Below are 23,839 nucleotides of genomic sequence, written 5' to 3'. Positions count from 1 at the left end.
TTTTGAAAACAGAAAAACCGGAGACCCTGAGGCCCCCGGTGACAGCTTGCAGATGATCAGTCGATTTTTTCCATCCAGCCTGGTCCTTTTTTCATCAATATACGATACAGAATCAGGTCCACGATCACAAACAGGACGCATACAGTGCCGGCAACCATGGAGCTTGCGGCATCTCCCTGGATCACAAAGAAGAAAATCAATCCGGAAACAGCCAGCATGATGATGAGCGGTATGAGCGTGTTCATGTTCTGCTTCACCGCTTTTTGCTCCGAGTCCCAATCCAGCTTAGGCATGTTCAGGTCGATCATGATCCCAATCAGATTGATAAACAGAATTCCCGGGACAGCCGCCACAAAAGACAGGAGCAGAAAGGAGACAGGAGCTTGCAGTGCGATACCCGCCAGAACCTCCATCAATAGCAGGCTGAAAACGCCTAAAATACATCCCGGTACAATTTTTGCCAAGATGATCACCGAAGCGGGAACCGGCAGAAACTTGTTGACGAAAAAGTTCTGTCCCTCCCGAGAAATTGCCGTTACAGAGATGCTCCCCGTGGTCGTAATAAACATGGCTGCGGCCACTGCGATTGCAATGCCGATCCCTGCCGCTGTCTCCGATTGAAGCATCTCCCCGTATGCGGAAAGGCCGGACAAGCCATCTGAGCGTGTCGCCAAGGGCAGAAAAGCAATAAACGGCAAAAAGAGACTGGAAAGCACGCAGTTGAGCAGAAAGGCAGGTGTCCGGAACAGCGTTTTCCACTCTTTGATCGCGTAGGCGAGGAAGGCGGAACGTTTTCCCGTCATGCGGTCAAACTCTTCCGCACTGGCCCGCTGGCGCTTCGCAGCCGTTTCCGAAATGCCCATAACGCCTTTCAAATACAACCGATCACCGAGAATGATGAGCGCTGCTCCGAAGGCTGCGGAGATGAACAGGAAAGCCCCAAGATAGCCGATGCCGACTAACGTGCCTGCTTCTGCCAAAGCCATCGCGCCCAGTCTGCTCGTCGGAAACATCTGTGTGACGAGCGACAAAAACATATTTTTGTCTGACAAAATCATTTCCTGAAGCTGCTCTGCGTTCTCAATCGTACTTGCCCCCCGCTGCACGATTGCCTGAAACCCGATCGCGATCGCGATGGCCACCAATCCGCCGATCAGCCGGAAGCGGTCTTTACTCTTGCCGATGTTGGTAAACCGCATGAACACCATCGCCACAAGCGAGGCTAGGACGACAGGAATGACCGGCAGCACCAAAAAAGTGATCAGCATGTGCAGGTAGTAAAGGACGCCTGCTTCGCTTTTGAATCCGTACGTAATCAAAAGAGGTCCTAAAAGGATCGCCACCGTCGCATACTCGTACAGAAGCGTGACGAGAAACTTCGCGCCGATAATCTGAGCGGGCTTTAGCGGCAGAGGGAGCAGATGCTCAATGTCCTGTGAATAAAAAAAGACGGATAGAACGTAAAAAATGCCGAGAACAAAGATGCCCAAGCAGGCTGCAGCCAGCCCCAACCCCAACAGAACCGTTTCCTGTCCGACCAGCTTCAGGCCGTCATAGAGCGCTGATGCAATCATGACGTAGGCCGACATCAACGGCAACAGGCCGAGACAAGCCAACAGCAGCAGCGCAATCTTTTTCCACCTGTCCTTTGCTTTGCCTCCCAAAAAGCCGCTGCCGTTTTTCAGCATCACTTTTGTCAATTGCCAGGTCTTATTCATGATCGGTCATCTCCAGGAACAAGCGCTCCAGTGATTCATCGGACTGGAAGTGCTCCTGCATCTCGCGGAATGTACCGCAGAACTGCAGGACTCCTTTGTTGATAATGGCTACCCGATCGCACAGCTTTTCCGCCACTTCCAGTACGTGAGTCGAGAAAAGCACAGTCCTTCCGGAGTCGGCGTGCTCCCGCATCATTTCTTTCAGGGTATAGGATGATTTCGGATCGAGACCGGTCAGCGGTTCGTCCATAATCCAGACTTCCGGCTCGTGGATGAGCACTCCCATGATAATGATTTTTTGCCTCATTCCGTGGGAATAGCTCTGGATGGGATCGGTCAGGGCATCGATCATGTCGAACCGTTTCGCCAGAACTTCGATCCGTTCCTTGCGCAGGCTGTGCGGAACCTCGTACATATCCGCCATGAAATTGACGTATTCCAATCCTCTCAGCCGCAAAAACAGATCCGGGCTGTCGGGTACAAAGCCAAACTGGCGCTTGGCCGCAACTGTATCGGTCAAAATATCCTTTCCATTGATCAGCACCGTTCCCCGGTCAGGACGAGTGATCCCCGTAATCATTTTGATAGTGGTTGTTTTCCCTGCGCCATTTGGCCCCAGAAAACCGAATATCTCGCCTCTCGGAATGGTCAACTGAAGGTTGTCGACCGCTTTTGTCGAGCCGTTGTAGCTTTTGGTAACTCCTTGGAGTTCTATCATCATGTACCTCCTCATATGTGCCGCTGGGAAGGAAGGTCCCCTGTTTAAGTACGTTTTAACCGGCTTATTGGTTGCATATATCGGAATTTGCGCAATTCCCCGAATTTATCAAACAAAACAAAAAGGAGCAGTGAACAAATTCACTCTCCTTTTTGGATGCAACTGTTGCCGCATTCTGTTCATTAGGCTTGCGGAATGAAGCTTCCGTCTCTGAGCATGGTCAATTCGCCCATGATAAAGGCAATATCTTCATTGTCGCCCAGCACGCCGCGCTCTTCCAGCGCTTCCAGACGGCGCAGCAAAATATTGGCAAAGTCCTGGATTTGCACCGGATGCCCTTCCATGTCTGCCTCGTCCATGACAGTGATGTCCATCATGGCTTCCAGGTGGGTAACCATGCGAAAACCGCCGATCTCACCGAGGTATTCGGGCTTGTTGAAAGAAGAGCGCTCCAATTTTTTCAACATGCTCACAATATCGTTTGCATACATGCTGGGAAAGGCCACCTGATAAAAATTCCGGTTGGCTGCTTCTTCTGTCTTAATGATCAGTACGTCCGTACCTTCCAGCTTTTTCACTTTTTTTCCAAAACCAAACATGATTATCCACCTCAACTATTCGAACTGCATGACTCCCTTCATGATAGCCGTAAATACTGGTTGGAAACAACCCCTATCTGTTTCCTGTTTCTTTCACCTGGTCTTTCTTGCCCTGTCAGGAAAAAGTTAACGCGATTGGCTGTTCTCTCCCGCAGGCATGCTAGATAAAGAGAATCATGTGAGGAGAAGTGAGGTGCTGGCATGAAACGATGGTTGATTCTGTTTGTGGCGGCTGCTCTCTTCGCTGGCTGCAATGCGGGACCGCAGGACGAGAAGGGAAAAGCCAAAACGACGCAAAGACAAGAAAGACAAATCGCTGTACAAAAACTGGGGGAGAGCAAGGCCGATACGGTTATTTTCCTCAACAGGGCTGAACACGTCTGGGAGGAGCTTTATTTTGCGGCGATGGAAAGCAAAAGAAAGCCGATCCGCGAAGACGGCTTGACCTATCGTGCCCTTCCCTCCCGCTTTGACAGCCGGGAGAAAATCGTCTCCTATTTTTCCCGCTACTGGACTCGCCCCTTGGCTGAGCGGATGTACGACAATCTGACTACTAAGGTAGTCAAGGGAAAGGTCTATCTGGCAGGGCCCTCCGCCCTGTATCCGGTATTGATTTCGACCGGCAACACGAGCTTGGAAAAAACGGCAGACGGGCTGCTCGTCACGGTGAACGAGGCCACCTCCCCTTCTTTTGCGTCGGAAAGGACGATTACGTATTTGCTCGTTCGCGACAAAAAAACAAAGCGGTATGAAATCAAATCGAGAACGGGTGCGTACGGCAGCGAACAATTTGAATAACCCTCTTGACATTTTTATCCCTCCATGCGAATAATTATGAATTAATAAGCGCATACGGATTGCAATGACGGGGACTAGTAAAATCGCATGTCCGGACCAGAGAGCGAAATTCAGCGGCTGAGAGATTTCGCCCGCGATACGGTTTGAACCCACCCCCAGAGCTGCCAGGGATGACCTGGACAGGTTTCTTTCACCTGTTATCAAAGAAAGAGAGCTGGACGATATCCGAGCATCCAACGTGCTCCTATCGTCAAGTAAGGTGGTACCGCGAAGGTAAATGAACCCTTTCGTCCTTATGTCGAGGAACGAAAGGGTTTTTTATTTTTCTAGACAAGGAGGCTCTGAGATGAAAAAGGGAAAATTGCGGCTGGTTGTAAAGGTGGGCAGCAGCTCGCTTGCCGCTGCGGGTGGAGGCTGCGACCCGTACAAGATGTCTCTGCTCGTCTCCGCTGTAAGCAAGCTGCGGGAGGCAGGACACCAGGTCGTTTTGGTCTCCTCGGGCGCGGTGGCGAGCGGTTTTCGGGGACTGGGGTATCAGCAGCGACCGCGAACGCTGGCAGCCAAACAAGCAGCAGCCGCGATCGGCCAGAGCCTGCTGATGCAGACCTATACCCAGCTTTTCGGGTCCTACGGGATCACAATTGCGCAAATATTGCTTACACGCAGCGACTTTTCTCACCGGGGACGGTATCAACACGCTTTCCAGACGCTGTCGCTCCTTTTGGAGAAAGGCGTGCTGCCGATCATCAACGAAAACGACACAGTCTCTGTGGAAGAGCTTACCTTCGGCGACAACGACATGCTGGGCGCGCTCGTTGCCGGTCTCGTTCACGCCGATCTCTATCTTATTTTGACGGATACGGATGGTCTGTACGACAAAGATCCGCGCAGCCATGACGACGCCGTTCGCATTCCTCACCTGCCTGCGATCACAGAAGACGTGGAGGCGCTTGCCGGTGGCGCTTCCCGGCTCGGTACAGGCGGAATGCGTTCCAAGCTCATCGCTGCCAAAACAGCCCATCATCTGGGCATCTCTACCTTCATCGGGCGCTTGGGAGAGCCGGACGACCTGATTGCCGTGTTGCGCGGCCAAGGGAAGGGCACGTACGTCGGCCACAAGCCGGAAGAACCGCCGCTGCACGCTCTTCCGACCCGCAAGCAATGGATTGCCCTGCACTCCCCTGTCAGCGGCCGGATCACGATTGACTCCGGGGCGGCAGAGGCTGTCCTGGAAAAGCGGAGAAGCTTGCTGATAGCAGGCGTTCTGGAGGTCAGCGGAAGTTTCCTGCAGGGCGAGGTGATCGACGTGTACTGCGACGGCCGCCTGATCGGCAGAGGCGTAAGCCGTTATGACGCGAGCGAATTGCAAGACCTGTTGTCAGCGCATCACCCGGCGAAGCCAAGCGGTACGGTAATCCACCGCGATCAATGGACGGAAGCCGCCTTTTTAACCTAGAAAGACAAATAAACGGCAGTAGCCGCTGACGTATTGGAAAGGGAGATGAGAACCATGGAGAGCGCCCTGAAAGAGAAATTGTATGGGCAAATGAAGCTGGCAAAGGAAGCGTCCCGCCAGTTGGCCCGCTTCAAGCAGGAAGCCAAAGACGCCGCCCTTTGCGAAGCAGGCAGACAGCTGCTGCAAAACCAGACGGCGATCCTGGCGGCAAACGAGCAAGACCTGATCAAGGCCCAGCAGGCTGGTCAGCCCGCCGCCTATCTGGATCGGCTGCGACTGACGCCTGAGCGGCTGCAGGATTTGGTGGACAGCCTGCATCAGCTCGCAAAGCAAACCGATCCGGTCGGTGAAATCATGGAGCGCTGGACTCGTCCAAACGGTCTGGTTATCGAGCAAATCCGCGTCCCGCTCGGCGTGGTCGGCATCGTCTACGAGGCACGTCCCAACGTCACTGTCGATGCGGCGGCAATCGCCCTGAAGACAGGAAACGCGATCGTCCTGCGTGGCAGCCGAAGCGCACTTTCCAGCAACCTCGCGCTCACCGAATGCATCCGCAAAGCGCTGGTCCAATCCGGCCTCCCCGAAGAAGCCGTTCAGTACCTGCCTTATCCGGATCATGAAGCTGTAGATCTATTGTGCACCGCAAACGGCTTGATCGACGTCATCATTCCTCGCGGAGGCGCTTCGCTGATCCAGCGCGTACTGCAAAAGTCGACTGTGCCCGTTCTGGAAACAGGGGTCGGAAACTGCCACGTCTACATCGACAAAACGGCCGACTACGACATGGCCGAAGCGATCATCCTGAACGCGAAGTCAAGCCGCCCGGCTGTGTGCAACGCCGCCGAAACTCTGCTCGTCCACCGCAGCTGGCCGCAAGATTTGCAAAACAGACTGCTTGCCAAGCTGCTTTCAGCCGGAATCGAGCTTCGCGCCTGCGAAAAGACACGGTTGCTCCACCCCGCTCTTGCGAACCGATTGGCAGCAGCTTCGTCAGCGGATTGGGATACCGAATACTTGAGTCTGACCCTGGCAGTCGCCACTGTTGACAGTCTTGATGACGCCATCGGGCATATCGAAAGCCACGGAACGGGGCATTCGGAAGCCATCGTCGCTTCGGACAACGAGAGAGCCGAGTTGTTTCTGTCCCGTGTAGATGCCGCTGCGGTTTATCACAATGCGTCGACCCGCTTTACAGACGGAGGAGAATTCGGCTTCGGCGCGGAGATCGGCATCAGTACTCAAAAACTGCATGCACGCGGCCCGATGGGTTTGACCGCCCTGACGACCAGCAAGTACGTCGTCCGCGGCTCTGGCCAGATCCGCTAATACAAACAAATCAGCTGCAAGTGGGCTCGCCTGCACCGCTGCCCGCCTGGGAAGGCGACTGGCAGGCAGGTCCCCGCGCAGACAGAGGAGGATTCAGCATGAGTAGCATCAACCTTCAAACCGTGCGCATCGGCTTTCTCGGCGCAGGCTCCATCGTAGAAGCCATGCTGGCCGGTATCGTCAAAAACCGATTGCTTTTGCCGGAGCAGGTGCTGATCACCAATCGCTGCAACCAGGATCGTCTTCAATGGCTGTCAGAACAATTTGGCGTATCCGCGTGCTCCAATAAACATACATTGATTTCCCAATCGGACATCCTGATCCTGGCGATGAAGCCGAAGGACGCTGCCGAGGCCTGCCAAAGCCTGAGAGGATTGGTACGCAAGGAGCAGCTGATCATCTCCGTCATCGCCGGTGTCTCTACCGATTGCCTCGGCGAATGGCTCGATATCGACTGCCCGATCGTCAGAACGATGCCCAACACTTCGTCCGCCATCGGCTTGTCGGCGACCGGCATGGCAGCCAACCGCTTTGTCACAAAGGAACAGCTCCAGCTCGCCACCCTGCTGTTTGAAGCAATCGGTTCCGTCTACACCGTTGCCGAGGAAGAGCTGGACATCATCACAGGTCTGTCCGGCAGCGGCCCTGCATACATTTACTATCTGGTGGAAGCGATGGAAGGTGCAGGCGAGAAAGCCGGCCTTTCCAGGGAGATGGCCCGGAAGCTGACGGTCCAGACTCTGCTCGGGGCAGCCCAGATGCTGCTGCACACTACGGACGAACCTGCCCTTCTCCGGAAAAAGGTGACCAGTCCGGGAGGCACCACTCAAGCTGGCCTGGAGGTGCTGGAATCGTTCCGCTTTCAACAAGCGATCACTTCAGCTGTTCTTCGCGCAGCCGAGCGGGCCCGTGAACTCGGTGCCCAGTACCAATAAGCCCTCGGGCTTTTCCGCTGGGGCCCGCTTTCGTGTATACTGGTAGAAATGAACCGAACGAGGAGAACATGCATGGAGATCTACGCCCTTTTTGGAACAAGCGGAACCGGAAAAAGCACGAGCGCCCTCCAGCTTGCCCATCAGCTGGGGATTGACGCCATCATTGACGACGGCATTCTGATCCATCAGGGACGCAAGCTGGCCGGGACTTCCGCCAAATATGAAAAAACAAAAATACAGGCGGTAAAACGGGCCATTTTTCACTACCAGGACCACGCCGATGAAGTGCGCCGGACGCTCGCGCTGACCAATCCGGAGCGCTTGCTGATCCTTGGCACCTCCCGCCGGATGATCTCCCGAATCGTCGAAGCGCTCGGACTGCCGGACCCTGTCCGCTACATCCCGATCGAATCAATCAAGCCCCAGCAGGAGATTGAAGCAGCCCGCTACATCCGGGAGACGCAGGGAAAGCATGTGATCCCGATTCCGCGGGTCGAGGTGGAAAAGGATTTGCTGCAGCGCCTGATCGCCTCCGCCCAACAAATTTTTTCCCCGAAAAAAGAAGTGATCGGCGAAACGACCGTCGTCCACCCTTCGTTTACTGGCGGACGAATCATGATTCATCCCCAGGTTTTGCGAAAAATCGTTCAGGTTACATGCGCCCGATTTCCCGAGGTCACGCAGCTGCAAAAAACAGTCTATACGTTTGAGGATTTGCCGCGTCTGGAGGTTTCCCTGACGCTGCGTCTGCCCTTCGGCACTCCCCTGCAGCCGCTTGCTCACCGGATTCAGCAAGCGCTTCACGAGGAAGCGACGTATTGTCTGAACATCGCACCCGCAAGCATCGATCTGAAAGTGGTTCAACTCGAATTGGAAAAATAAAGGGCTGGGGCAGTTCTCTGCTTCCAGCCTTTTTTTGCTTCCTTCCTGCAAGGATATTCCCCTTTGGCTTGCCCCATGCTAATACGTGTGTATCCCATCATGGTTAATGAAAGGAGAACACCGATGCCTGCAATGATGACTGCTCCGCAGCAAACACAAGTGCCGATTCCCCAGCCTCCCCGCGCAATCACCACAAAGGACTGCAGCTACCTGAAGGATGCCCTGTCATGGCAGCTTTTGGCCTTTAAAAAGCTTCACTTTTTTGCCCAGCAAGCGACCGATCCGGAAGTGAAGCAGGCTTTGGAAAAAGCAGGCCAAATGCACCAGCGGCACTACCAGAAGCTGTTGACCCATTTGCAGGTCAACAACGCCGCGGTGATGGCTTCCATCCCTCAGATACAAGCCCAAGCGCAGCAACAGCAAAACCAGGCCCAGTAAAGGGAGGGGAAACCTGATGCCCAATCAAAATCAGATTGCCAATCCACAAAGCGGACAGCTCCCCCAGGTAAAAGGACCGCAGATGAACGATCGGGACTTTATCAACGATGGCCTTGCCACGTGCAAATACCTGACTGACAGCCTCAATGTTGCCGTACGGGAAGCCAGCCATCAGCAGTTGTACGACGACCTCTTGCAAATCTTGAACGAGACGCACCAGAGCGCTCGGGAAATGTACAATCTGATGTTCCAAAAGGGCTGGTACAAGCTGGAGGCAGAAGAGCAGCAAAAGCTGCAGCAGGCATATCAGCAGTTCAGCGGGTACTCCAGCCAATTTCCTTATCATTGATGGGAGAAACACGAAAGAAGGGACATCCACGACCGGATGTCCCTTTGCTTTGAAATCGATGTACGCAATGCAATACCGCTTGGCGTTAATGACTACAGCACAAAAATATCAGTCTTTTGCCGCAGCTGCCTGATGTGGACTGCTACCTCTTCTGCTTCCCTCGCAACCTGCCGGATATGTTCCCCAACCTCCTGGATCGTAGCGGTGACCTCCTCGGCCGAAGCAGCGGTCTGCTCGGAAACCGCGGTCACGGAAAGGACGTCCTGCCGAATCGACTGCTGGAATCGGCTCATCTCATCCGTAATGACTACGACTTGCTCCAGAGCCATCTGCAAAGCGTCCGTGATGGCTGCCAGACGGGATACTCCGTCAGAAACGCCCTTGATCTTTTCGGACTCCTCTTCGTACTTCGACATCGTCAATTCCAATTCACTTGTCACCCGGTTTACTTCTCCGATGACATCCTGCACATTTCTTTGGATCACCAGGGTCGCTTCGGAGGTTTTCTCGGCCAGCTTTCGCACCTCTTGGGCGACGACAGCGAAGCCTTTCCCCGCTTCCCCCGCCCTGGCGCTCTCGATGGCCGCATTTAGTGCGAGCAGATTCGTCTGCCCGGCAATTTCCTGAATCGTGGTCACGACGCTGCCGATGTCAGCCGACTTTTGCACCAGCCGTTCCATACCGGAATTGACTTGTCTGAGCTGGGCTGACGTTTCTCTGGAATGCGACAGGAAGGACTCTAGCTGCAGCCGGCTTTCTTCTCCTGTCCGCAAAACGTCTCTGCCCAGGCGCTGCATGTCTTGCACCTGTTGATTCACGTTTTGAATCTTATCCGTCAACTCGCCATTGAGCCCGGAGATGGCTTCGACAGACCGGGCCGTCTGCTCGTTCCCCCGCGCGATCTCGCTGCTCGCCGTGCCGATTGCAAGTGCCTGTTCCTCTACGTTTTGCATGCTGCGGGCCATTTCGTCGGTCATTTGATCCATTTGTCCAGCCGCTGTTTTCACATCGCCAATCAGCTCTCTGAGGTGCGCAATCATCTGGGAAAAAGAATCCATAATCAGGCCGATCTCGTCTTTTCTCGAATAGGCAAAATCCGCTTCCGCGAGTTTTCCGGCTGAGACTTCCCCGGCCTTTTCGCTGATTTGGCGCAGAGGACGCAGCCTCCTGCGAATGAACAGCGCCAGACAGATCGCGGCGAGGAAGGAGACAATCAAATTGAGTGAAAGCGTAGCGGGCAGGCTTTCCCATTGGACCTTCGAGATGATGCCTTGGACAGCCGAAGCATCAATATCGACGCCGAGAATGCCTACCACCTTGCCAGACTGGACCAATGGGGCAAATGCAGAAAGGTAGTCCTCATTGTATTTGGCATCATGGACGATCGGCTGACTGGCTGTTCCCCCGTTGAGAACAGGAACCAGCTCCTTGTACGTCAAGGTGGAAGCCTCATCGCCGATCTCGGCTGCATTCGGCTCCCCTTTGGGCAAGCCATCGATCATCAGCTTCACGTTTTCTGCCTCATCTACCTGAATCGTATAAATGTACTTTGCCCCCATTTTCTTGCGAATGTCGTCCAATTGATTCCGGATGCTCCAATAGTCCTCGCCCTCCACAGGGTTTTCCAGGAAGCGTTGATACGTCCCGATGTCCACCTGTGCTGCCGCATTCCGGGCCAAATCCATCCCGAAAGCGGAGATCGACTTTTCTACGGCATTGCTGTTGTGCAAATAAAGACTAAGCGCATTGACAGCCGCCAATAAAAGCATCACCACTCCGATGATGATCACGATATTTGTCACGATGCTTGTCTGTTTTTTTGTTTTCATGGAATCCCCCCAGCAATGGCTTTCCCGACATGTTTTTGTATGGATTTCCCTACCCTTTTTCCCGCCGCGATAAACCCGCTACTTCCGCAATAACTGCGAGAGCCGGTACAGCGCATGCTCCAGGTCCTCCTCGCTTGCGTAAGCGTAGGAAAGACGCATATGCTGACTGTCTGTTTGGTCATACACATATCCGGGGTTCAGCAGGATTCCCTCGGAGAGCGCCCGTAAAAAGAGCGTCCGCATGGATCTCGCCTGCTCTAGGCGCAGCCAGATGTAAAACCCGCCACGCGGCTCCTGCCATTCGGCAATGCCGGAAAACCAGCGAGAAAGAGCACTGCATGTCAGGTTCCTCCGCTCTTTCAGCGACGCTCTTACCCGCTTCAAGTGTTGCTCGTAGCGATTTCCCCGCAGCCACTCTGCCGCAGCCAACTGGGACAGAGCGCTTGCACCGTAATCTGTCTGCATTTTGACATCGGCCAGCCGCTCGATCACCGGCTCCGGCCCGACGATCCATCCGATACGCAGCCCGGGGCTGAGCGTCTTGGACAGGCTCCCGGTGTACAGGACAAGCCCGTTCTGGTCCAGCGCTTTCAGCGGCAGCGGTCCCGGCTCGTCCAGCCACAGCTCGCCGTACACATCGTCCTCCAGGATCGGAAGCCGCTCCCGTTCGCAAATAGCCATGACCTGACGTCTTCTGTCTTCAGACATGAGCGTGCCGGTCGGATTGTGAAAAGAAGGAATCGTATACAAAAGAGCCGCATCCCGGAGCTGCTTTTGCCTGGCCAAAGACTCCGGCCGTATTCCTTCGTCATCCATCGGAATCCCCAGCAGGCGCATCCGGGAAGCTTGGAAAACCGATAGCGAGTAAAGGTAGGAAGGTCGCTCCAGGAGAATACCGGAGCCCTGTCGCAGGATACCCTGCGAGATCAATTGCAGGGCTTGCAAGGCTCCCGACACGATCAGTATCGATGCGGGCGACGCCTCAATCCCTCTTGTCCGCAGATAGCCGCTGACGGCCTTGCGCAGCGGCAGCCAGCCCTTTGGCTCCGAGTAGCCCAGGTGGGTAAGGCGTCCCCGCAGCGAACCGAGGATCTCTTCCGTTTCCCTGAGCGGCAACAGGTCGGGGGACAGCTCTCCCGTTCCCAGACGGATCATGGAAGGATCACTCTCGTATTTGTTGATGTCCTGTATCGTCTGCATATTGGACGGATGATCTCCTGTCTGTACATAGCTCATCCAATCGGGAGGCGCTGCGGATGCGAGAACGGACCATGTATTGTTGCTTACGACCGTTCCGCTTCCCACTACAGACTCGATCAGTCCTTCCGCTTTTAGCTCGTCCAAGGCCGTGACCACTGTACTGCGATTTACCCCCCAAGCCTCCGCCATCGCCCTTTGCGTGGGAAGTCGGGTATGAACCGGCCATTCGCCGCTTGCGATCTTTTCCTTTATATACTGGATGATTTGCAAATAAACAGGCAGGTCAGCATGTTTGTCCGGCTTCCAGTCCAGCTTCAGCATCACAGCATTCCCCTCCTTTTCCGACAGTTCGTTTTGTTGCTATTTTACGAATTGGTTGGTCTCAAAGCAAACCAATTGGCTGGAGACATTCTCCGTTTTTTCACGTACGCTAAAACCTATGAAAAGGATACAAAGGAGGCTCCCGCATGTGGGAAGCAATCGCGCACGGTTTCGCACTCGCACTTGGCTTAATACTGCCGCTAGGTGTGCAAAACGTATTTGTCTTTAACCAGGGAGCACTGCAGCCTACTCTCTGGCGTGCACTGCCAGTCGTCATCACGGCTGCTCTTTGTGATACCGCCCTTATTTTGTTGGCTGTGCTCGGTGTTTCACTGGTCGTCCTTACCTTTGCCTGGCTGAAAATGATCCTGTTTGCAATCGGTGTCTGTTTCCTCGCATATATGGGCTTCATGACCTGGCGCAGCCGCCCGGCTGTGGACAAAGAGGCAGCGGAGCGCTTCACGCCCAAGCGGCAGATCATGTTCGCCGCGTCCGTTTCCCTGTTGAATCCGCATGCCATCCTGGACACGATCGGGGTCATCGGAACGAGCTCGCTTCAGTATACGGGTACGCTGAAATGGGCCTTTTCCCTCTCCTGCATCCTGGTCTCCTGGCTCTGGTTTCTGGCGCTTGCCATCGCCGGAAGAACCGCTGGAAAGCTCGACACCTCCGGCAGACTGCTCCGCGGGCTAAACATCGTCTCCGCGCTGATTATCTGGGCTATCGCATTGTATATGGCCATTTCCTTGATCCGCGATTTTCAGTCTCTTTCCTGACCAAAAAAAGGAGAGCCTCCCCGCTCTCCTTTTTTGCTTCTCTACGTTCCTCTGCGCTTTTCGGCCGCAAACACTTCTCTTGTTTATCCCAAAGAGGTCCAGGGCAGGATAATAGTAACACCTCCAAGAATTCCGCACACGCAAAGGAGCTGAAGGGATATGACTCGTCAACGGTACAGGCAGCTTCGCTATCCGTTAATCGCGTTGGCGTTGATACTGGGGTTACTGGCTATTCATCAGTACCGCCTGTATGCCTCTCCAGTGACTGCCCAACGCGTGCAGACTGTAACCATCTCCAATGCAGGTTTCTTGCCCAACAAGCTATCCGTCAACAAAGGAGAGACCGTCTCCCTGATGATCGTCAATACGGATATTCGCCCGCACAATCTCGTGATCCGCGAATTGAACGTGCAATCCTCCGATCTGAAGCCAAACCAGTCGGCAACGCTGCAATTTTTGGCTGAGCAGGAAGGCCAATTTCCATTCATCTCCAATACCCCCGGCTATCCGGAAATCGGTTACCAGGGGACTTTGATCGTCAATTAGCCTTCACGCTGGATGGCTCTAGCAACGGAAGAGCTTTGCTAGAGGTGGCTGCTTTGGGCAAACCGGGGCTGCTTCCACGGCCCATAGCGGATTACTAGCAAGGGAATCAAGCCTAGAGCAGTCGCAATCCCAAAGAACAAATACGTTTCCAAAATCGACGAGAGGTCCTTGATCCAGCCGCCGACCAGATTGCAGGTCATCGACCCGAGTCCATTCCCGATAGACACAAATAAAGACAGCGCCGTCACTTGCAAAGAAGCCGGTGTGTTGTCCCTGACAAATTGGGAAGCTGTGGCCAAATAAAAGCCAACGGAAAGTCCTTGCAGGAAAAAGAAGGCGATCACAAATGTCGTCCCCGGCGCCGAGCTGTACCATAGCCAGCGCATGGCAGAAACAGTCCCCGCCAAAAGAATCGTCAGCTCCAGGCCGAAGCGGCGGACAAAGAAACTGGCCAGCTTCATGAACGGCGCCTCACTGCCGGCAAAGAGCATAAAGGCAAGCCCGATGCCGGCGACAGAGCCGCCAATATGCTGGTAGTACAGCGAAAACCAGATGTTGTGCGCATTAATGGCTCCGTAGATAAAGAAAGAAGCAATGAGAAAAAGGACATAGCGAGGGAGCTTCATCAGCTCCATCACGCCCTGAAGGAGGCTCCCGCCAATCCGCGGAGCCGATTCGGTATTATCCGGAATATTTCGCAAAAACCAAACAGCGATCAGCGACGCCGCACAGTAGGAAACGAAAATGCTTCCCGTACCCCATTGCTCCAGAGCGAGTCCTGTCAACAGCGCTGCCACGGCAAAGCCGACGGCACCCCATAGGCGAATGTCTCCAAACTGGAGGTGATGTTGTTTGGCATAGCCGAGCGCCATGCTGTCCGAGATCGGTACCAGCGCACTTTGGAAAATAGAGAGCAGGACGTACATAAGGAAGACGAGCGCAAACGTCGAAACCGCCGGAAAGAGCAGACCGACCAACCCCGAAGCGACCAGCGCAAGCATCAATACAGGTTTTCGTATCTGAAAACGATCACAGATCATTCCCCAAATCGGCTGGGTGACCATGGAAACAACAGGAGTCACTGCACTGATGATGCCGATTTGGGTTCCCGTGAGCTGAATGGACTGATAATACTGAGTAATCAGCGGATAAAGCGCCCCGTACCCGTAATAGATGAACAGATACAAAGCACACAAGCTCATATGCCGCCCTACCTTGCCCTCCATAGAGTCCTCCTTCTGATTTAAGAAAACCAGGTTTTCGCCAAACTGTTTGGCGGTCGACCAAAGAAAAGACGAGCCAACAGTGCTCGTCTTTTGCAGGTCTTCAGCATCCGCGCCCCATCGACAGGCTCTGGCTCTCCTGCCGCAGTGAGCCAGCCGCCTGACGAAAGCCGGCGCTTTACTTTACCGATGGAAGGATTTTGTTCATATTGACCGTTCTTTTCTTATCCCACGTCTCCGGCTTCGTTTCGTCGTATTGCTCGAGAAACTGGATAACCTCTTTGGTCAGCGGCGTCGGGGTGGACGCCCCGGATGTTACAGCCACCCGCTTTTTCCCTTTCAGCCACTCCAGATCAAGCTCGGACAAGTCTGCGATCCGATATGCCGGCACACCGGCAATCTCTTCCGCTACCTGAGCGAGCCGGTTGGAGTTGTTGCTGCGGGGATCGCCGACGACGATGGTCAGATCGGCCTCGCCTGCCTGTTCGGCAACGGCTTCCTGCCGAACCTGCGTGGCCAGGCAAATTTCATTGTGGACCTCTACTTGCGGATAACGCTTGATGATCGCGTCCATCAGGTGTTTGACATCCCACTGGCTCATCGTGGTCTGATTGGTGACAATCAGTCTGTCGGTCGGCATCGACAGTTTTTCGATTTCGTCTACGGTCTGCACCAAATGCACCCGATCAGGAGCGATTCCTACTGCCCCTTCAGGCTCCGGATGCCCCTTCTTGCCGATGTAGAGGACGTGGTATCCCTCCGCCACCTTTTCACGGATCAAATCATGCGTTTTGGTGACATCGGGGCATGTCGCATCCACGACGGTCAGCCCTTTATCACGAGCTTTTTTTCGCACCTCCGGCGAAACGCCATGCGCGGTAAAAATGACTGTCCCTTCGTCTATTTGATCCAAGAGGGCAAGCCGGTCTTCGCCATCCAGCGTTTTGACCCCCATCTTTTCAAACGATTCAACCACATGGGCGTTGTGCACGATCATCCCAAGAATGTGGATGGGACGGGGCAGATCGAAGTTTTGCGCCGTTTTGAGCGCGAGCACCATAGCGTCAACGACGCCGTAGCAATAGCCGCGGGGGGAAATCTTGATGACTTCCACGTTTACCCCTCCTCCATTTTGCGTATTGCCTTCATTATAACTTATTTGGCCGCTTCACGCTTCAATTCGTACACCTTCAAATTGTTGTAAACAACCTTGAGCATCGGTACGGCAATCCCGAGCTGGTCTGCTTTCTGAATCAAAAATCCTTGCAAGTGGTCGGCTTCCACCGGCAAGCCTTTTTCCATGTCGCGCAGCATGGATGCCTTCATGCGATAGCCTTGCTTCATAAATGTATCCATTTGCTTGTCCTCAACGTCCTCGTCGATCGGAGCTCCCAGCTTGCGCATAACGGCTGCGCTTTCCTCGGCCAACTGGCGTGTCAGCTCCAGTCCGTACACCGCATCGCGGATCGGACCGACTGACGAATTCATCAATGTCGTGATTCCTGACAGCGTGGTGATAAACAAGTATTTTTGCCACATGTCACGCTGAACATCGGCGCTGGCCCGAATGCTCGCTTTCGTACCGGCGAATGCCTGTTTGAGCGCTTCGACTCGTTCGCTTCCTCCACCCTCCCACTCGCCGAAAACCATGTCGTGCGTCTGGCTTGTCTGGACGACATCTCCCTCCGGGTTCAGCGTCGTTTCGATGAAGCACAATCCGCCCAGCACCCGGTCACGACCGAATGTATCCCACAACCGCTCCATGTGAGCGATTCCATTCAAAAGCGGCAGAATGACTGTATTTCCGCCTACATACGGCTCGATCGACTCGATGCTGTCATCCAGGTGATACGCCTTATTGGATAACAAAATGACATCAAACGGTCCTGCCTTTTCTCCCGAGACAATCAATTGGGGCTGCTCCAGGTGAATATCGCCGTGAACGCTTTGTACTCTCAGCCCTCTTTGCTTCAATTGTTCCCGTCTGCGTTCCCTTACGAGAAACGTGACGTCGACCCCTTTTTCAGCGAGCCGGGCACCGAAATAACCGCCTACTGCCCCCGCTCCCAACACCAGCACCTTCACCTAAATCCCTCCACCCTTTTTGTTCGAAATAGTTCGTCTATATTTTACAAAAAAGGAACCGGATACAACACCCCGCAATATTATGTTAGAAAAACTAACATTGAATGTCACTAAACCTCTTGACAGCCTCGTTCGTAAACTTTTATAATCCTCAGTATAGAAAACAGAAGAAAGTCGAACGTTTAAAAATGGATTCTTAATAAATATTCGTGAACGGAGTGATTCGAATGGATGCTAAAACAATTCTGTCTCTCATTGAGCTGGAAAACATTGAATATGTGGACTTCCGCATTGTAGATTTGCTCGGTCGCCAACACCATGTCACCATTCCTGCCTATGCTGTCGACGAGGACACTTTTCACAACGGCGTCGCCTTTGACGGCTCCAGCCTTACAGGCTACAAGGGCATCGAGGAAAGCGATATGGTCGCGATTCCCGACCCGGCCAGCGCCTTCGTCGATCCGTTCGTCGAAGCCAAAACATTGAATATCGTCTGCAACATTCACAATCCCGACGGGTCCGCTTATGATCGCGATCCCCGCGGCATCGCCCTGAGGGCGGAAGCGTATTTGCAGGAGCTCGGAGTGGCAACAGATGCCTACTTTGGTCCGGAATCGGAGTTCTTCCTGTTTGACAACGTCCGCTATGCTTCCGGTCCATCCGGCTCTTTCTACCACATCGATTCCGAGGAGGCTTACTGGAACACTGGCGCGGAAGGAAAAAATCTTGGCTACAAGGTCCGCAACAAAGGCGGTTACTTCCCGGTTCAGCCGACGGATTCGCAAGCGGATATCCGCAATGAAATGTGCACCCTGATGTCGCAAGCGGGTCTGAAAGTCGAGCGCCACCACCACGAGGTAGCAACGGCTGGCCAAGGCGAAATCAACTTCCGCTTTGACACGCTGACCCGGACGGCAGACAACCTGCTTCTGTTCAAGTACATCGTGCGCAATGTAGCTGCCAAGCATGGCAAAACTGCCACCTTTATGCCGAAGCCAATCGTCGGCGACAACGGTTCTGGCATGCACGTCCACCAAAGCCTCTTTAACGGCGACACGCCGCTGTTTTTTGAAAAAGGCGGATATGCGAACTTGAGCGAGATGGCCCTCCACTACATCGGAGGCATCCTGCATCACGCGCCGGCATTGATAGCCCTGACCAATCCGAGCACCAACTCGTTCAAGCGGCTGGTTCCCGGCTACGAAGCACCCGTCAATCTGGTGTTTTCCAAAGGAAATCGCTCGGCAGCTGTCCGCATTCCAGTCGCGGCCGTAACACCGAAGGCTTCCCGAATTGAATTCCGCACCCCGGACTCTACAGCCAACCCATATCTGGCGTTCGCCGCCATGCTGATGGCCGGACTGGACGGAATCAAGCGCAAGCTGGACCCTCGCGAGCTGGGCTACGGTCCGATCGACAAAAACATTTACGACTTGTCCGATGCCGAAAAAGTGGATATCAAGAGCGCGCCAGGGTCGCTGGCTGAAGCTCTGGATGCTCTGGAGAGAGATTGTGACTTCCTTCTCGAAGGCGGCGTCTTTACACGCGAGGTAATCGAAAGCTGGATTGCCGTGAAACGCGGCGAAATTCAAGAGGTCGAGCGTACGGTGAATCCGAAGGAATTTGAGTTGTATTACGATCTGTAAGAGGAATGCTCGTATAAAATCCCTTTTGTATGAAGTGTGATCTTTTGTTTCATCTGAAAATTGGGACAGATTGGGGACAAACGGTAAAAAACAACACATAATGATGAAAGGAAGAGAGCCCTTCTCGCTTGAGGAGGGCTTTGTTCATGTATGCGCCCTTTTCGCTTTAGAGAGAGTGGCGAAGAGATTGTTTCGCGCTTTGATGTCCTGTTTTGCAGAGGATTATTGCGAAAGTCTATCATAAGTTTTCGTCATTTGCGGAATACCTACATTGATCTATGTCTACCAGGGAGGTTTCATCATGGCAACGTTTTACGAAAAATACGGTGGCGAAGAAACAGTTGCTAAAGTCGTTGACTACTTTTATGAGTTGGTTTTAGCTGATGATACCGTGAACCATTTTTTTGCCAACACCGATATGGAGAAGCAGCGGAAGCATCAAACAAAGTTCATCAGCTTTGCCCTGGGTGGGCCAAATCAATATTCGGGCCAATCGATGGCAAAGGCCCATGAAGGCATGAATCTGCAGCCGGTTCACTTTGACGCCATTGTGAAGCATTTGCATGCTGCCCTTGCCCATTTTGGTGTAAGTGAAGAAGATATTGATGATGCGTTGACCAAGGTCGGGTCGCTACGGGATGATATTCTGTACAAATAGGCGTACTGCCACTGTGTTCATCAACTTCCTGGCAATGCTGAATAAACAACCGCCAGCGAAATAAGCAAAGCCCTTCCCGTTCAAGAAGGGCTTTTTTATATTGGTTTGATGAAAAATCCGCGGCTACCATCACGGCACCCAATTTTGATCAATCTCCGCATTCGCCCTTACCCCACACTCTTCTCACGCATAGCTTATTTTGAAGCTTTTTCCAAACCTAGCTAAGGAGTGATTCAGAGTGTCCAGCAGCTGCGGAATTTTTGGCGACAACTTTTCTTTGATTTTGGTTCTGTTCATCCTGTTGGTAATCGTCGGTTGCGACTGTGATTAATTTGCAATGCTTGCGGGCGGCTTTTCCAAGCCGCCCAATGATGGACTTACGAATCAAAGGCAATTATCCTCACGTAAACAAGGAACATAAGAGCAAACAAACCCTTCCCGGGACAAACATTCATGATGCGAACAAGCGAAGCCCTTCTCTGTCGAGGAGGGCTTTCGCTTATAATGGCGCGGATTGTTTCGTCGCGAAGGCAATCGCTGTTTTAGTAACGCAGCTCGTCTGTCAACTGCTCCTCATTTGGGTTCCCGGCCTCATCCTCCACAATCGCCTCCCCACCCTCACCTGAACATAGCTTCCGTTTGGCAACAAATCAAGGGTAATCACCAGCTTGTTCGCGGAGAATTGAATCGTATCGTCCCGGCCCAAAGATTCGTAAGGGCCTCCATCTACCGAATAACTGATCATACCCTTGACGTCATCAAGATCTCTGCTAAGCGTGACTTCTTCTGCAAACAAAAGCGTTACTTCCAGATGAGGCGCATAGGTCTCGGCTGTCGCCAATTCCGACCGATCATAGCCGCCAGCTACGAGGACGCGTCCATCCGGGAGAGGCGCAGCTACTCCTTCCAAGCGTCTGCTGGAAAGCGGAACGGTATACTCCCACGTATCGGTTCGGGGATCATATATTTCCGCTGAGCTCTCCGAAATCCCCCCTGCTACCAGCACTTTGCCATTTTTCAATGCGACTGCTGAAGGCTTGTATCGTTTCTCATACATATCACTTGCATATGTCCACGAATCCGCGTCGGGATCGTAGACTTCCGCGGACTTCAGCTCGTTGCCGGCCGCATCTATACCGCCCATTACCAATACTTCTCCGGTTGGAAGAAGAACTGCGCCAGCACCTTCCCTTCCTGTATTCATGTTTGCAGCGCTGCTCCATTCTTCGGTCTCTGGATCAAATATTTCCGCTGACTTTTGAACGCCTTTCTTTGAAAAACCTCCCACTACGAGAATTCTTCCGTCCTCAAGCGTTGCAGCTGCCGGCTTAAACCGTTCCATTTCCATGGGGATACTTTTGGTCCAGCTATCCGCTTTTGGATCGTACACTTCTGTCGACTTTAAAAATGTACCCCTTCCTTCCGGGTCGCCGCCAACGACCAGTACCTTGCCATCAGGCAGTACGGCTGCAGCCGGACCGTACCGAGGCACGCTCATGTCTTCCAGTTGTGTCCACTTTTCACGACGCGGGTCGTACATGACCACTGTTTTTTTCATACTGCCTCCAGCGACCAGAATTTCACCATCTGGCAAAACCGCGGCTGCTCCACCGATATTCGGCTCCATCATCTTCGCCGTCTCTTCCCATCCTCCAGCTTTTGTCTCGGCATCCTCCGAGACGGGCCCTTCCAGGTCAACAGCAAAAACAATCGGGGTGGGCAGGGAAACAATGCCCTGTTGATCAATTGCATAGAGAACGTATTGTCCTCCATGGGTCAGCTTTGTCTCCCTCGGGGCAATGGTGATCACCGTTTCCGCATCGGCTGCGGTCACATCGGTGCTGCCAACTGCGGCCAGTCGGATCCGGTTCTCATCGCCGGGTATGCCGCTGGGAACGAGATATGCACTGCCAGCCTTCGTGCTTTTCACTACTACATGGAAGCCGTCCTGATATTCCTCCTTGTTTACCCAATGATCTCCACCGGCCGTTTGCTCTGGCATCCAACCGACCACTGGAGGATTGTCGCTATTCTCGCCTTATACCACGCATGGCTTTCGAACGAGCCTACACCGTGCGGGCGCCTTTCAGCGCACACGGCGTTCCATCAACGAATAAGAAAACTTGTACAACGGGCAATGTAAGTCTAGTTCGAAAATCTTGCTCTGTAGACTAACTAAAGTTATAGGGGGGCCGAAATTTCTTTAGACAAAGGCTCTGTTAAAGGCTCTGGCTTGTATCACCTTTAAAATGTCAACAGTCTCCATTCTCGTTTGAAACAATGGATAGACCGCTTTAAAGGCGTGACTACAGCGTATCTCGACAACTACGAAATGACAGAGACATATGACAGTTTGCGACTGTCAAGTTTTACTGTAAATTAGTAAAATTATGGGCGACAAAAATTATTCGTATAACAGAAAGACAGACAAGGTATTTCGGGAGGTATTTTTTTGATAAATAGAGAAGAAATATTTACTTATGTAAAGGAGAAATTTGGCACAGAGCCAGACTACCCTTGGTTCAAGTATCCAGATTATGCGGTATTACGACACAACAAGGATGGCAAGTGGTATGGAGTGATTATGAATGTACCGAGAATCAAATTAGGTGTATCAGGGGAAGGAAGAGTCGATATAATTAACCTGAAGTGCGACCCGGAAATAAATCGTTTATTAAGGAGTCAACAAGGAATTTTGCCTGCATACCATATGAATAAGGAGCATTGGATTACAATTGTTTTGGATAGTCCTTTTCGGGTCTGTCCAGTATTTTGTGTAAACCCTTTTGGAATAAAAAACTAGCGTAAGTATTGGCCGATCCGATCCGGGAAGAAAACGGAGAGCTGGAGGAGCATTTGCCCCCAGTTCTGCACTCGTCCAGTCCACTTCCTGGTGACGTCCATGGTAGCCAAATAGAGCATTTTGAGCAGGGCTTCATCGGTGGGGAAAATGCTCTTGCCCTTCGTCACCTTTCGGAGTTGCCGATGGTAACTCTCAATCATATTGGTCGTATAGATCAATTTACGAATCTCTGGTGGATACTTGAAAAAAGTAGCTAGCTCGTCCCAGTTGGTACGCCAAGAGCGAACGATGAGGGGATATTTGTTACCCCATGTTTCCTCAAAACGATCCAATTCCAGTAAGGCAGCCTCTTCTGTTGCCGCTTTGTAGATTGGCTTTAAATCCGCCGTCACTTTCTTAAGATCCTTGTAAGAAACATAACGGGTCGAGTTGCGGATTTGATGAATGATGCACTTTTGGATCTCCGTATTCGGATAGCAGGCAGAGATGGCCTGAGAGAAGCCCGTTAGGTTATCCACGCAGGTGATGAGAATGTCCTGAACCCCACGGTTCCGTAAGTCGTTCAGTACGCTCAGCCAGAACTTTGAGGATTCATTCTCTCCAATCCACATGCCTAATACGTCCTTGTTGCCGTCCAAATCAATGCCAATGACCATATAAGCCGCTTTGTTCACAATAGCACCGTCTTGCTTGACTTTGTAGTGAATGGCGTCCATAAATACAACCGCATAGATGCTTTGTAGCGGTCGGTTCTGCCATTCTTTGATGAGTGGCACGATCTTATTCGTCACATTGGAGATCATGGTAGGAGAAACGTCAATTCCATACAGATGGTTCAGATGGTCCTGAATATCCCGTGTGCTGACACCTTTGGCATACATGGCGATAATTTGGTCCTCAATGCCGGTAACGGTAGACTGATGCTTTTTCACGATAACGGGCTCAAATTCGCCATTACGGTCACGTGGCACCGCGATCTCCACCTCGCCGTATTCGCTTGTCACCGTCTTCTTTGTCTTCCCGTTACGGCTGTTTGTTGTTTTCTTTCGCTTCACATCGTGCTTTTCATAGCCGAGTTCCGTGTCAAGCTCCGCCTCTAGCATCGACTGCAGCGTTTCTGCAAACAGTTCCTTCAGTGCCGACTGCACATCGTCCATCGTCTTGAGGTTGTTTTCCTTCACAAACGCCTTCACTTGTTCCTTACTAAATCTCGCCATAGGTGTCATCCTCTCAAACCAACCTTTCTCTTATTGTAATAGGTTTTGAGAGTTTACACAGAATATTTTACAGTCCCTCCTTTTCCTAAAGATGAAATCTACGATTTAATTAATTGGAGTTACAATCTAACCAAATAAAACAGAATTCATCTATTCAAATATATAGGCAGTTAGCATAATCCAGAGGCAATATCTGTTAGAGGCGCAGCGTTTTAGTTGCATCTCTTATTTTGATAAAATATCAACACTATATGGCAACGGCAACAGAGCCTAGAATCGAGTAGGAGGGGGCGACTAACCCCCGTCCTCTCACACC

Annotated in this window: 23 protein-coding genes and 1 pseudogene; 14 read left to right on the top strand and 10 right to left on the bottom strand. The window is 52.6% G+C overall.

Annotation, left to right across the window (positions count from 1 at the left end):
• Positions 1-56: 56 nt before the first annotated feature.
• From V5G20_RS06030 to V5G20_RS06020, 3 genes are all read right to left on the bottom strand, one after another.
• Positions 57-1,718 carry a putative ABC transporter permease subunit gene (locus tag V5G20_RS06030; protein ID WP_031931611.1) on the bottom strand — a complete coding sequence of 554 codons (1,662 nt, stop codon included), beginning with the start codon at positions 1,716-1,718 and terminating at the stop codon, positions 57-59.
• Positions 1,711-2,436: an ABC transporter ATP-binding protein gene (locus V5G20_RS06025; protein WP_003391310.1), complete on the bottom strand. Its 726-nt coding sequence runs from the start codon at positions 2,434-2,436 to the stop codon at positions 1,711-1,713. The genes V5G20_RS06030 and V5G20_RS06025 overlap by 8 nt, the downstream gene beginning before the upstream one ends.
• A 182-nt stretch (positions 2,437-2,618) precedes the next feature.
• Positions 2,619-3,035 carry a hypothetical protein gene (locus V5G20_RS06020; protein WP_003391307.1) on the bottom strand — a complete coding sequence of 139 codons (417 nt, stop codon included), beginning with the start codon at positions 3,033-3,035 and terminating at the stop codon, positions 2,619-2,621.
• A gap of 201 nt (positions 3,036-3,236) precedes the next feature.
• Between V5G20_RS06020 and V5G20_RS06015 the strand changes: the two genes are divergently transcribed.
• The 7 genes from V5G20_RS06015 to V5G20_RS05985 all read left to right on the top strand — a co-directional run bounded on the left by V5G20_RS06015 (position 3,237) and on the right by V5G20_RS05985 (position 9,219).
• On the top strand, positions 3,237-3,833 hold the full coding sequence (locus V5G20_RS06015) for a DL-endopeptidase inhibitor IseA family protein (protein ID WP_024985581.1): 597 nt from the start codon (positions 3,237-3,239) through the stop codon (positions 3,831-3,833).
• A gap of 346 nt (positions 3,834-4,179) precedes the next feature.
• Positions 4,180-5,289 (top strand): glutamate 5-kinase, encoded by a 1,110-nt coding sequence (proB, locus tag V5G20_RS06010; RefSeq protein ID WP_024985582.1) that lies wholly within the window; start codon positions 4,180-4,182, stop codon positions 5,287-5,289.
• 54 nt (positions 5,290-5,343) lie between these two features.
• Positions 5,344-6,615, top strand: a complete 1,272-nt coding sequence (locus tag V5G20_RS06005) for a glutamate-5-semialdehyde dehydrogenase (protein WP_338463270.1) — start codon at positions 5,344-5,346, stop codon at positions 6,613-6,615.
• A 98-nt stretch (positions 6,616-6,713) separates the two neighbouring features.
• Complete coding sequence (gene proC, locus V5G20_RS06000) at positions 6,714-7,550, top strand: pyrroline-5-carboxylate reductase (protein ID WP_003391295.1); 837 nt, start codon at positions 6,714-6,716, stop codon at positions 7,548-7,550.
• A gap of 72 nt (positions 7,551-7,622) precedes the next feature.
• Positions 7,623-8,432 (top strand): hypothetical protein, encoded by an 810-nt coding sequence (locus V5G20_RS05995; protein ID WP_003391293.1) that lies wholly within the window; start codon positions 7,623-7,625, stop codon positions 8,430-8,432.
• A gap of 123 nt (positions 8,433-8,555) precedes the next feature.
• Positions 8,556-8,870 (top strand): ferritin-like domain-containing protein, encoded by a 315-nt coding sequence (locus tag V5G20_RS05990; protein ID WP_003391291.1) that lies wholly within the window; start codon positions 8,556-8,558, stop codon positions 8,868-8,870.
• A gap of 16 nt (positions 8,871-8,886) precedes the next feature.
• Positions 8,887-9,219, top strand: coding sequence for a spore coat protein (locus tag V5G20_RS05985; protein ID WP_003391289.1), 333 nt, complete (start codon positions 8,887-8,889; stop codon positions 9,217-9,219).
• A gap of 92 nt (positions 9,220-9,311) precedes the next feature.
• Here V5G20_RS05985 and V5G20_RS05980 read toward each other — a convergent pair whose 3' ends face one another.
• Together V5G20_RS05980 and V5G20_RS05975 are read right to left on the bottom strand one after the other, a co-directional pair.
• A complete protein-coding gene (locus tag V5G20_RS05980; RefSeq protein WP_003391288.1) occupies positions 9,312-11,048 on the bottom strand; it encodes a methyl-accepting chemotaxis protein in 1,737 nt (578 codons plus the stop codon).
• A 78-nt stretch (positions 11,049-11,126) separates the two neighbouring features.
• Entirely contained in the window at positions 11,127-12,569 is a 1,443-nt protein-coding gene (locus tag V5G20_RS05975) for a PLP-dependent aminotransferase family protein (RefSeq protein ID WP_031931614.1), read from the bottom strand.
• A gap of 146 nt (positions 12,570-12,715) precedes the next feature.
• Here V5G20_RS05975 and V5G20_RS05970 point away from each other — a divergent pair, with 146 nt between their 5' ends.
• Both V5G20_RS05970 and V5G20_RS05965 read left to right on the top strand, forming a co-directional pair.
• Positions 12,716-13,345 carry a LysE/ArgO family amino acid transporter gene (locus V5G20_RS05970; protein WP_003391283.1) on the top strand — a complete coding sequence of 210 codons (630 nt, stop codon included), beginning with the start codon at positions 12,716-12,718 and terminating at the stop codon, positions 13,343-13,345.
• A gap of 159 nt (positions 13,346-13,504) precedes the next feature.
• On the top strand, positions 13,505-13,891 hold the full coding sequence (locus V5G20_RS05965) for a cupredoxin domain-containing protein (protein ID WP_003391281.1): 387 nt from the start codon (positions 13,505-13,507) through the stop codon (positions 13,889-13,891).
• Positions 13,892-13,929: 38 nt separating this feature from the next.
• Here V5G20_RS05965 and V5G20_RS05960 read toward each other — a convergent pair whose 3' ends face one another.
• From V5G20_RS05960 to panE, 3 genes are all read right to left on the bottom strand, one after another.
• Positions 13,930-15,117, bottom strand: coding sequence for an MFS transporter (locus tag V5G20_RS05960; RefSeq protein WP_024985585.1), 1,188 nt, complete (start codon positions 15,115-15,117; stop codon positions 13,930-13,932).
• A gap of 175 nt (positions 15,118-15,292) precedes the next feature.
• Entirely contained in the window at positions 15,293-16,228 is a 936-nt protein-coding gene (locus V5G20_RS05955; RefSeq protein ID WP_003391276.1) for a 4-hydroxy-3-methylbut-2-enyl diphosphate reductase, read from the bottom strand.
• A 41-nt stretch (positions 16,229-16,269) separates the two neighbouring features.
• Positions 16,270-17,199, bottom strand: coding sequence for a 2-dehydropantoate 2-reductase (gene panE, locus V5G20_RS05950; protein WP_003391274.1), 930 nt, complete (start codon positions 17,197-17,199; stop codon positions 16,270-16,272).
• A 227-nt stretch (positions 17,200-17,426) separates the two neighbouring features.
• Here panE and glnA point away from each other — a divergent pair, with 227 nt between their 5' ends.
• The 3 genes from glnA to V5G20_RS05935 all read left to right on the top strand — a co-directional run bounded on the left by glnA (position 17,427) and on the right by V5G20_RS05935 (position 19,834).
• A complete protein-coding gene (gene glnA / locus V5G20_RS05945) occupies positions 17,427-18,845 on the top strand; it encodes a type I glutamate--ammonia ligase (protein ID WP_003391272.1) in 1,419 nt (472 codons plus the stop codon).
• 301 nt (positions 18,846-19,146) lie between these two features.
• Complete coding sequence (locus V5G20_RS05940; protein ID WP_003391270.1) at positions 19,147-19,503, top strand: group I truncated hemoglobin; 357 nt, start codon at positions 19,147-19,149, stop codon at positions 19,501-19,503.
• A 238-nt stretch (positions 19,504-19,741) separates the two neighbouring features.
• A complete protein-coding gene (locus V5G20_RS05935; RefSeq protein ID WP_024985359.1) occupies positions 19,742-19,834 on the top strand; it encodes a YjcZ family sporulation protein in 93 nt (30 codons plus the stop codon).
• Positions 19,835-20,065: 231 nt separating this feature from the next.
• Here the strand turns inward: V5G20_RS05935 and V5G20_RS05930 are convergent, their stop codons facing one another.
• Entirely contained in the window at positions 20,066-21,505 is a 1,440-nt protein-coding gene (locus tag V5G20_RS05930) for a Kelch repeat-containing protein (RefSeq protein WP_338463269.1), read from the bottom strand.
• Between the two features lie 228 nt (positions 21,506-21,733).
• On the opposite strand from V5G20_RS05930, the pseudogene V5G20_RS05925 reads away from it, so the two are divergent.
• Positions 21,734-21,886: pseudogene (locus V5G20_RS05925) on the top strand (IS1595 family transposase); the annotation flags it as partial.
• A gap of 69 nt (positions 21,887-21,955) precedes the next feature.
• A complete protein-coding gene (locus V5G20_RS05920) occupies positions 21,956-22,306 on the top strand; it encodes an MmcQ/YjbR family DNA-binding protein (RefSeq protein WP_338463268.1) in 351 nt (116 codons plus the stop codon).
• On the opposite strand, the gene V5G20_RS05915 is transcribed toward V5G20_RS05920, so the two are convergent.
• Positions 22,303-23,523: an IS256 family transposase gene (locus tag V5G20_RS05915; RefSeq protein WP_025845625.1), complete on the bottom strand. Its 1,221-nt coding sequence runs from the start codon at positions 23,521-23,523 to the stop codon at positions 22,303-22,305. The genes V5G20_RS05920 and V5G20_RS05915 overlap by 4 nt on opposite strands.
• Between the last annotated feature and the right edge of the window lie 316 nt (positions 23,524-23,839).

The organism is Brevibacillus borstelensis (assembly GCF_036700025.1).
In the GTDB taxonomy this organism is placed as follows: domain Bacteria; phylum Bacillota; class Bacilli; order Brevibacillales; family Brevibacillaceae; genus Brevibacillus; species Brevibacillus borstelensis.
This window is presented reverse-complemented; position numbering and strand designations above follow the sequence as displayed.

Coding starts and splice junctions, on each gene's coding strand:
- V5G20_RS06030 (WP_031931611.1), bottom strand. CDS start 1,718: ATGAATAAGACCTGGCAATTGACAAAAGTGATGCTGAAAAACGGCAGC.
- V5G20_RS06025 (WP_003391310.1), bottom strand. CDS start 2,436: ATGATAGAACTCCAAGGAGTTACCAAAAGCTACAACGGCTCGACAAAA.
- V5G20_RS06020 (WP_003391307.1), bottom strand. CDS start 3,035: ATGTTTGGTTTTGGAAAAAAAGTGAAAAAGCTGGAAGGTACGGACGTA.
- V5G20_RS06015 (WP_024985581.1), top strand. CDS start 3,237: ATGAAACGATGGTTGATTCTGTTTGTGGCGGCTGCTCTCTTCGCTGGC.
- proB (WP_024985582.1), top strand. CDS start 4,180: ATGAAAAAGGGAAAATTGCGGCTGGTTGTAAAGGTGGGCAGCAGCTCG.
- V5G20_RS06005 (WP_338463270.1), top strand. CDS start 5,344: ATGGAGAGCGCCCTGAAAGAGAAATTGTATGGGCAAATGAAGCTGGCA.
- proC (WP_003391295.1), top strand. CDS start 6,714: ATGAGTAGCATCAACCTTCAAACCGTGCGCATCGGCTTTCTCGGCGCA.
- V5G20_RS05995 (WP_003391293.1), top strand. CDS start 7,623: ATGGAGATCTACGCCCTTTTTGGAACAAGCGGAACCGGAAAAAGCACG.
- V5G20_RS05990 (WP_003391291.1), top strand. CDS start 8,556: ATGCCTGCAATGATGACTGCTCCGCAGCAAACACAAGTGCCGATTCCC.
- V5G20_RS05985 (WP_003391289.1), top strand. CDS start 8,887: ATGCCCAATCAAAATCAGATTGCCAATCCACAAAGCGGACAGCTCCCC.
- V5G20_RS05980 (WP_003391288.1), bottom strand. CDS start 11,048: ATGAAAACAAAAAAACAGACAAGCATCGTGACAAATATCGTGATCATC.
- V5G20_RS05975 (WP_031931614.1), bottom strand. CDS start 12,569: ATGCTGAAGCTGGACTGGAAGCCGGACAAACATGCTGACCTGCCTGTT.
- V5G20_RS05970 (WP_003391283.1), top strand. CDS start 12,716: ATGTGGGAAGCAATCGCGCACGGTTTCGCACTCGCACTTGGCTTAATA.
- V5G20_RS05965 (WP_003391281.1), top strand. CDS start 13,505: ATGACTCGTCAACGGTACAGGCAGCTTCGCTATCCGTTAATCGCGTTG.
- V5G20_RS05960 (WP_024985585.1), bottom strand. CDS start 15,117: ATGGAGGGCAAGGTAGGGCGGCATATGAGCTTGTGTGCTTTGTATCTG.
- glnA (WP_003391272.1), top strand. CDS start 17,427: ATGGATGCTAAAACAATTCTGTCTCTCATTGAGCTGGAAAACATTGAA.
- V5G20_RS05940 (WP_003391270.1), top strand. CDS start 19,147: ATGGCAACGTTTTACGAAAAATACGGTGGCGAAGAAACAGTTGCTAAA.
- V5G20_RS05930 (WP_338463269.1), bottom strand. CDS start 21,505: ATGCCAGAGCAAACGGCCGGTGGAGATCATTGGGTAAACAAGGAGGAA.
- V5G20_RS05915 (WP_025845625.1), bottom strand. CDS start 23,523: ATGGCGAGATTTAGTAAGGAACAAGTGAAGGCGTTTGTGAAGGAAAAC.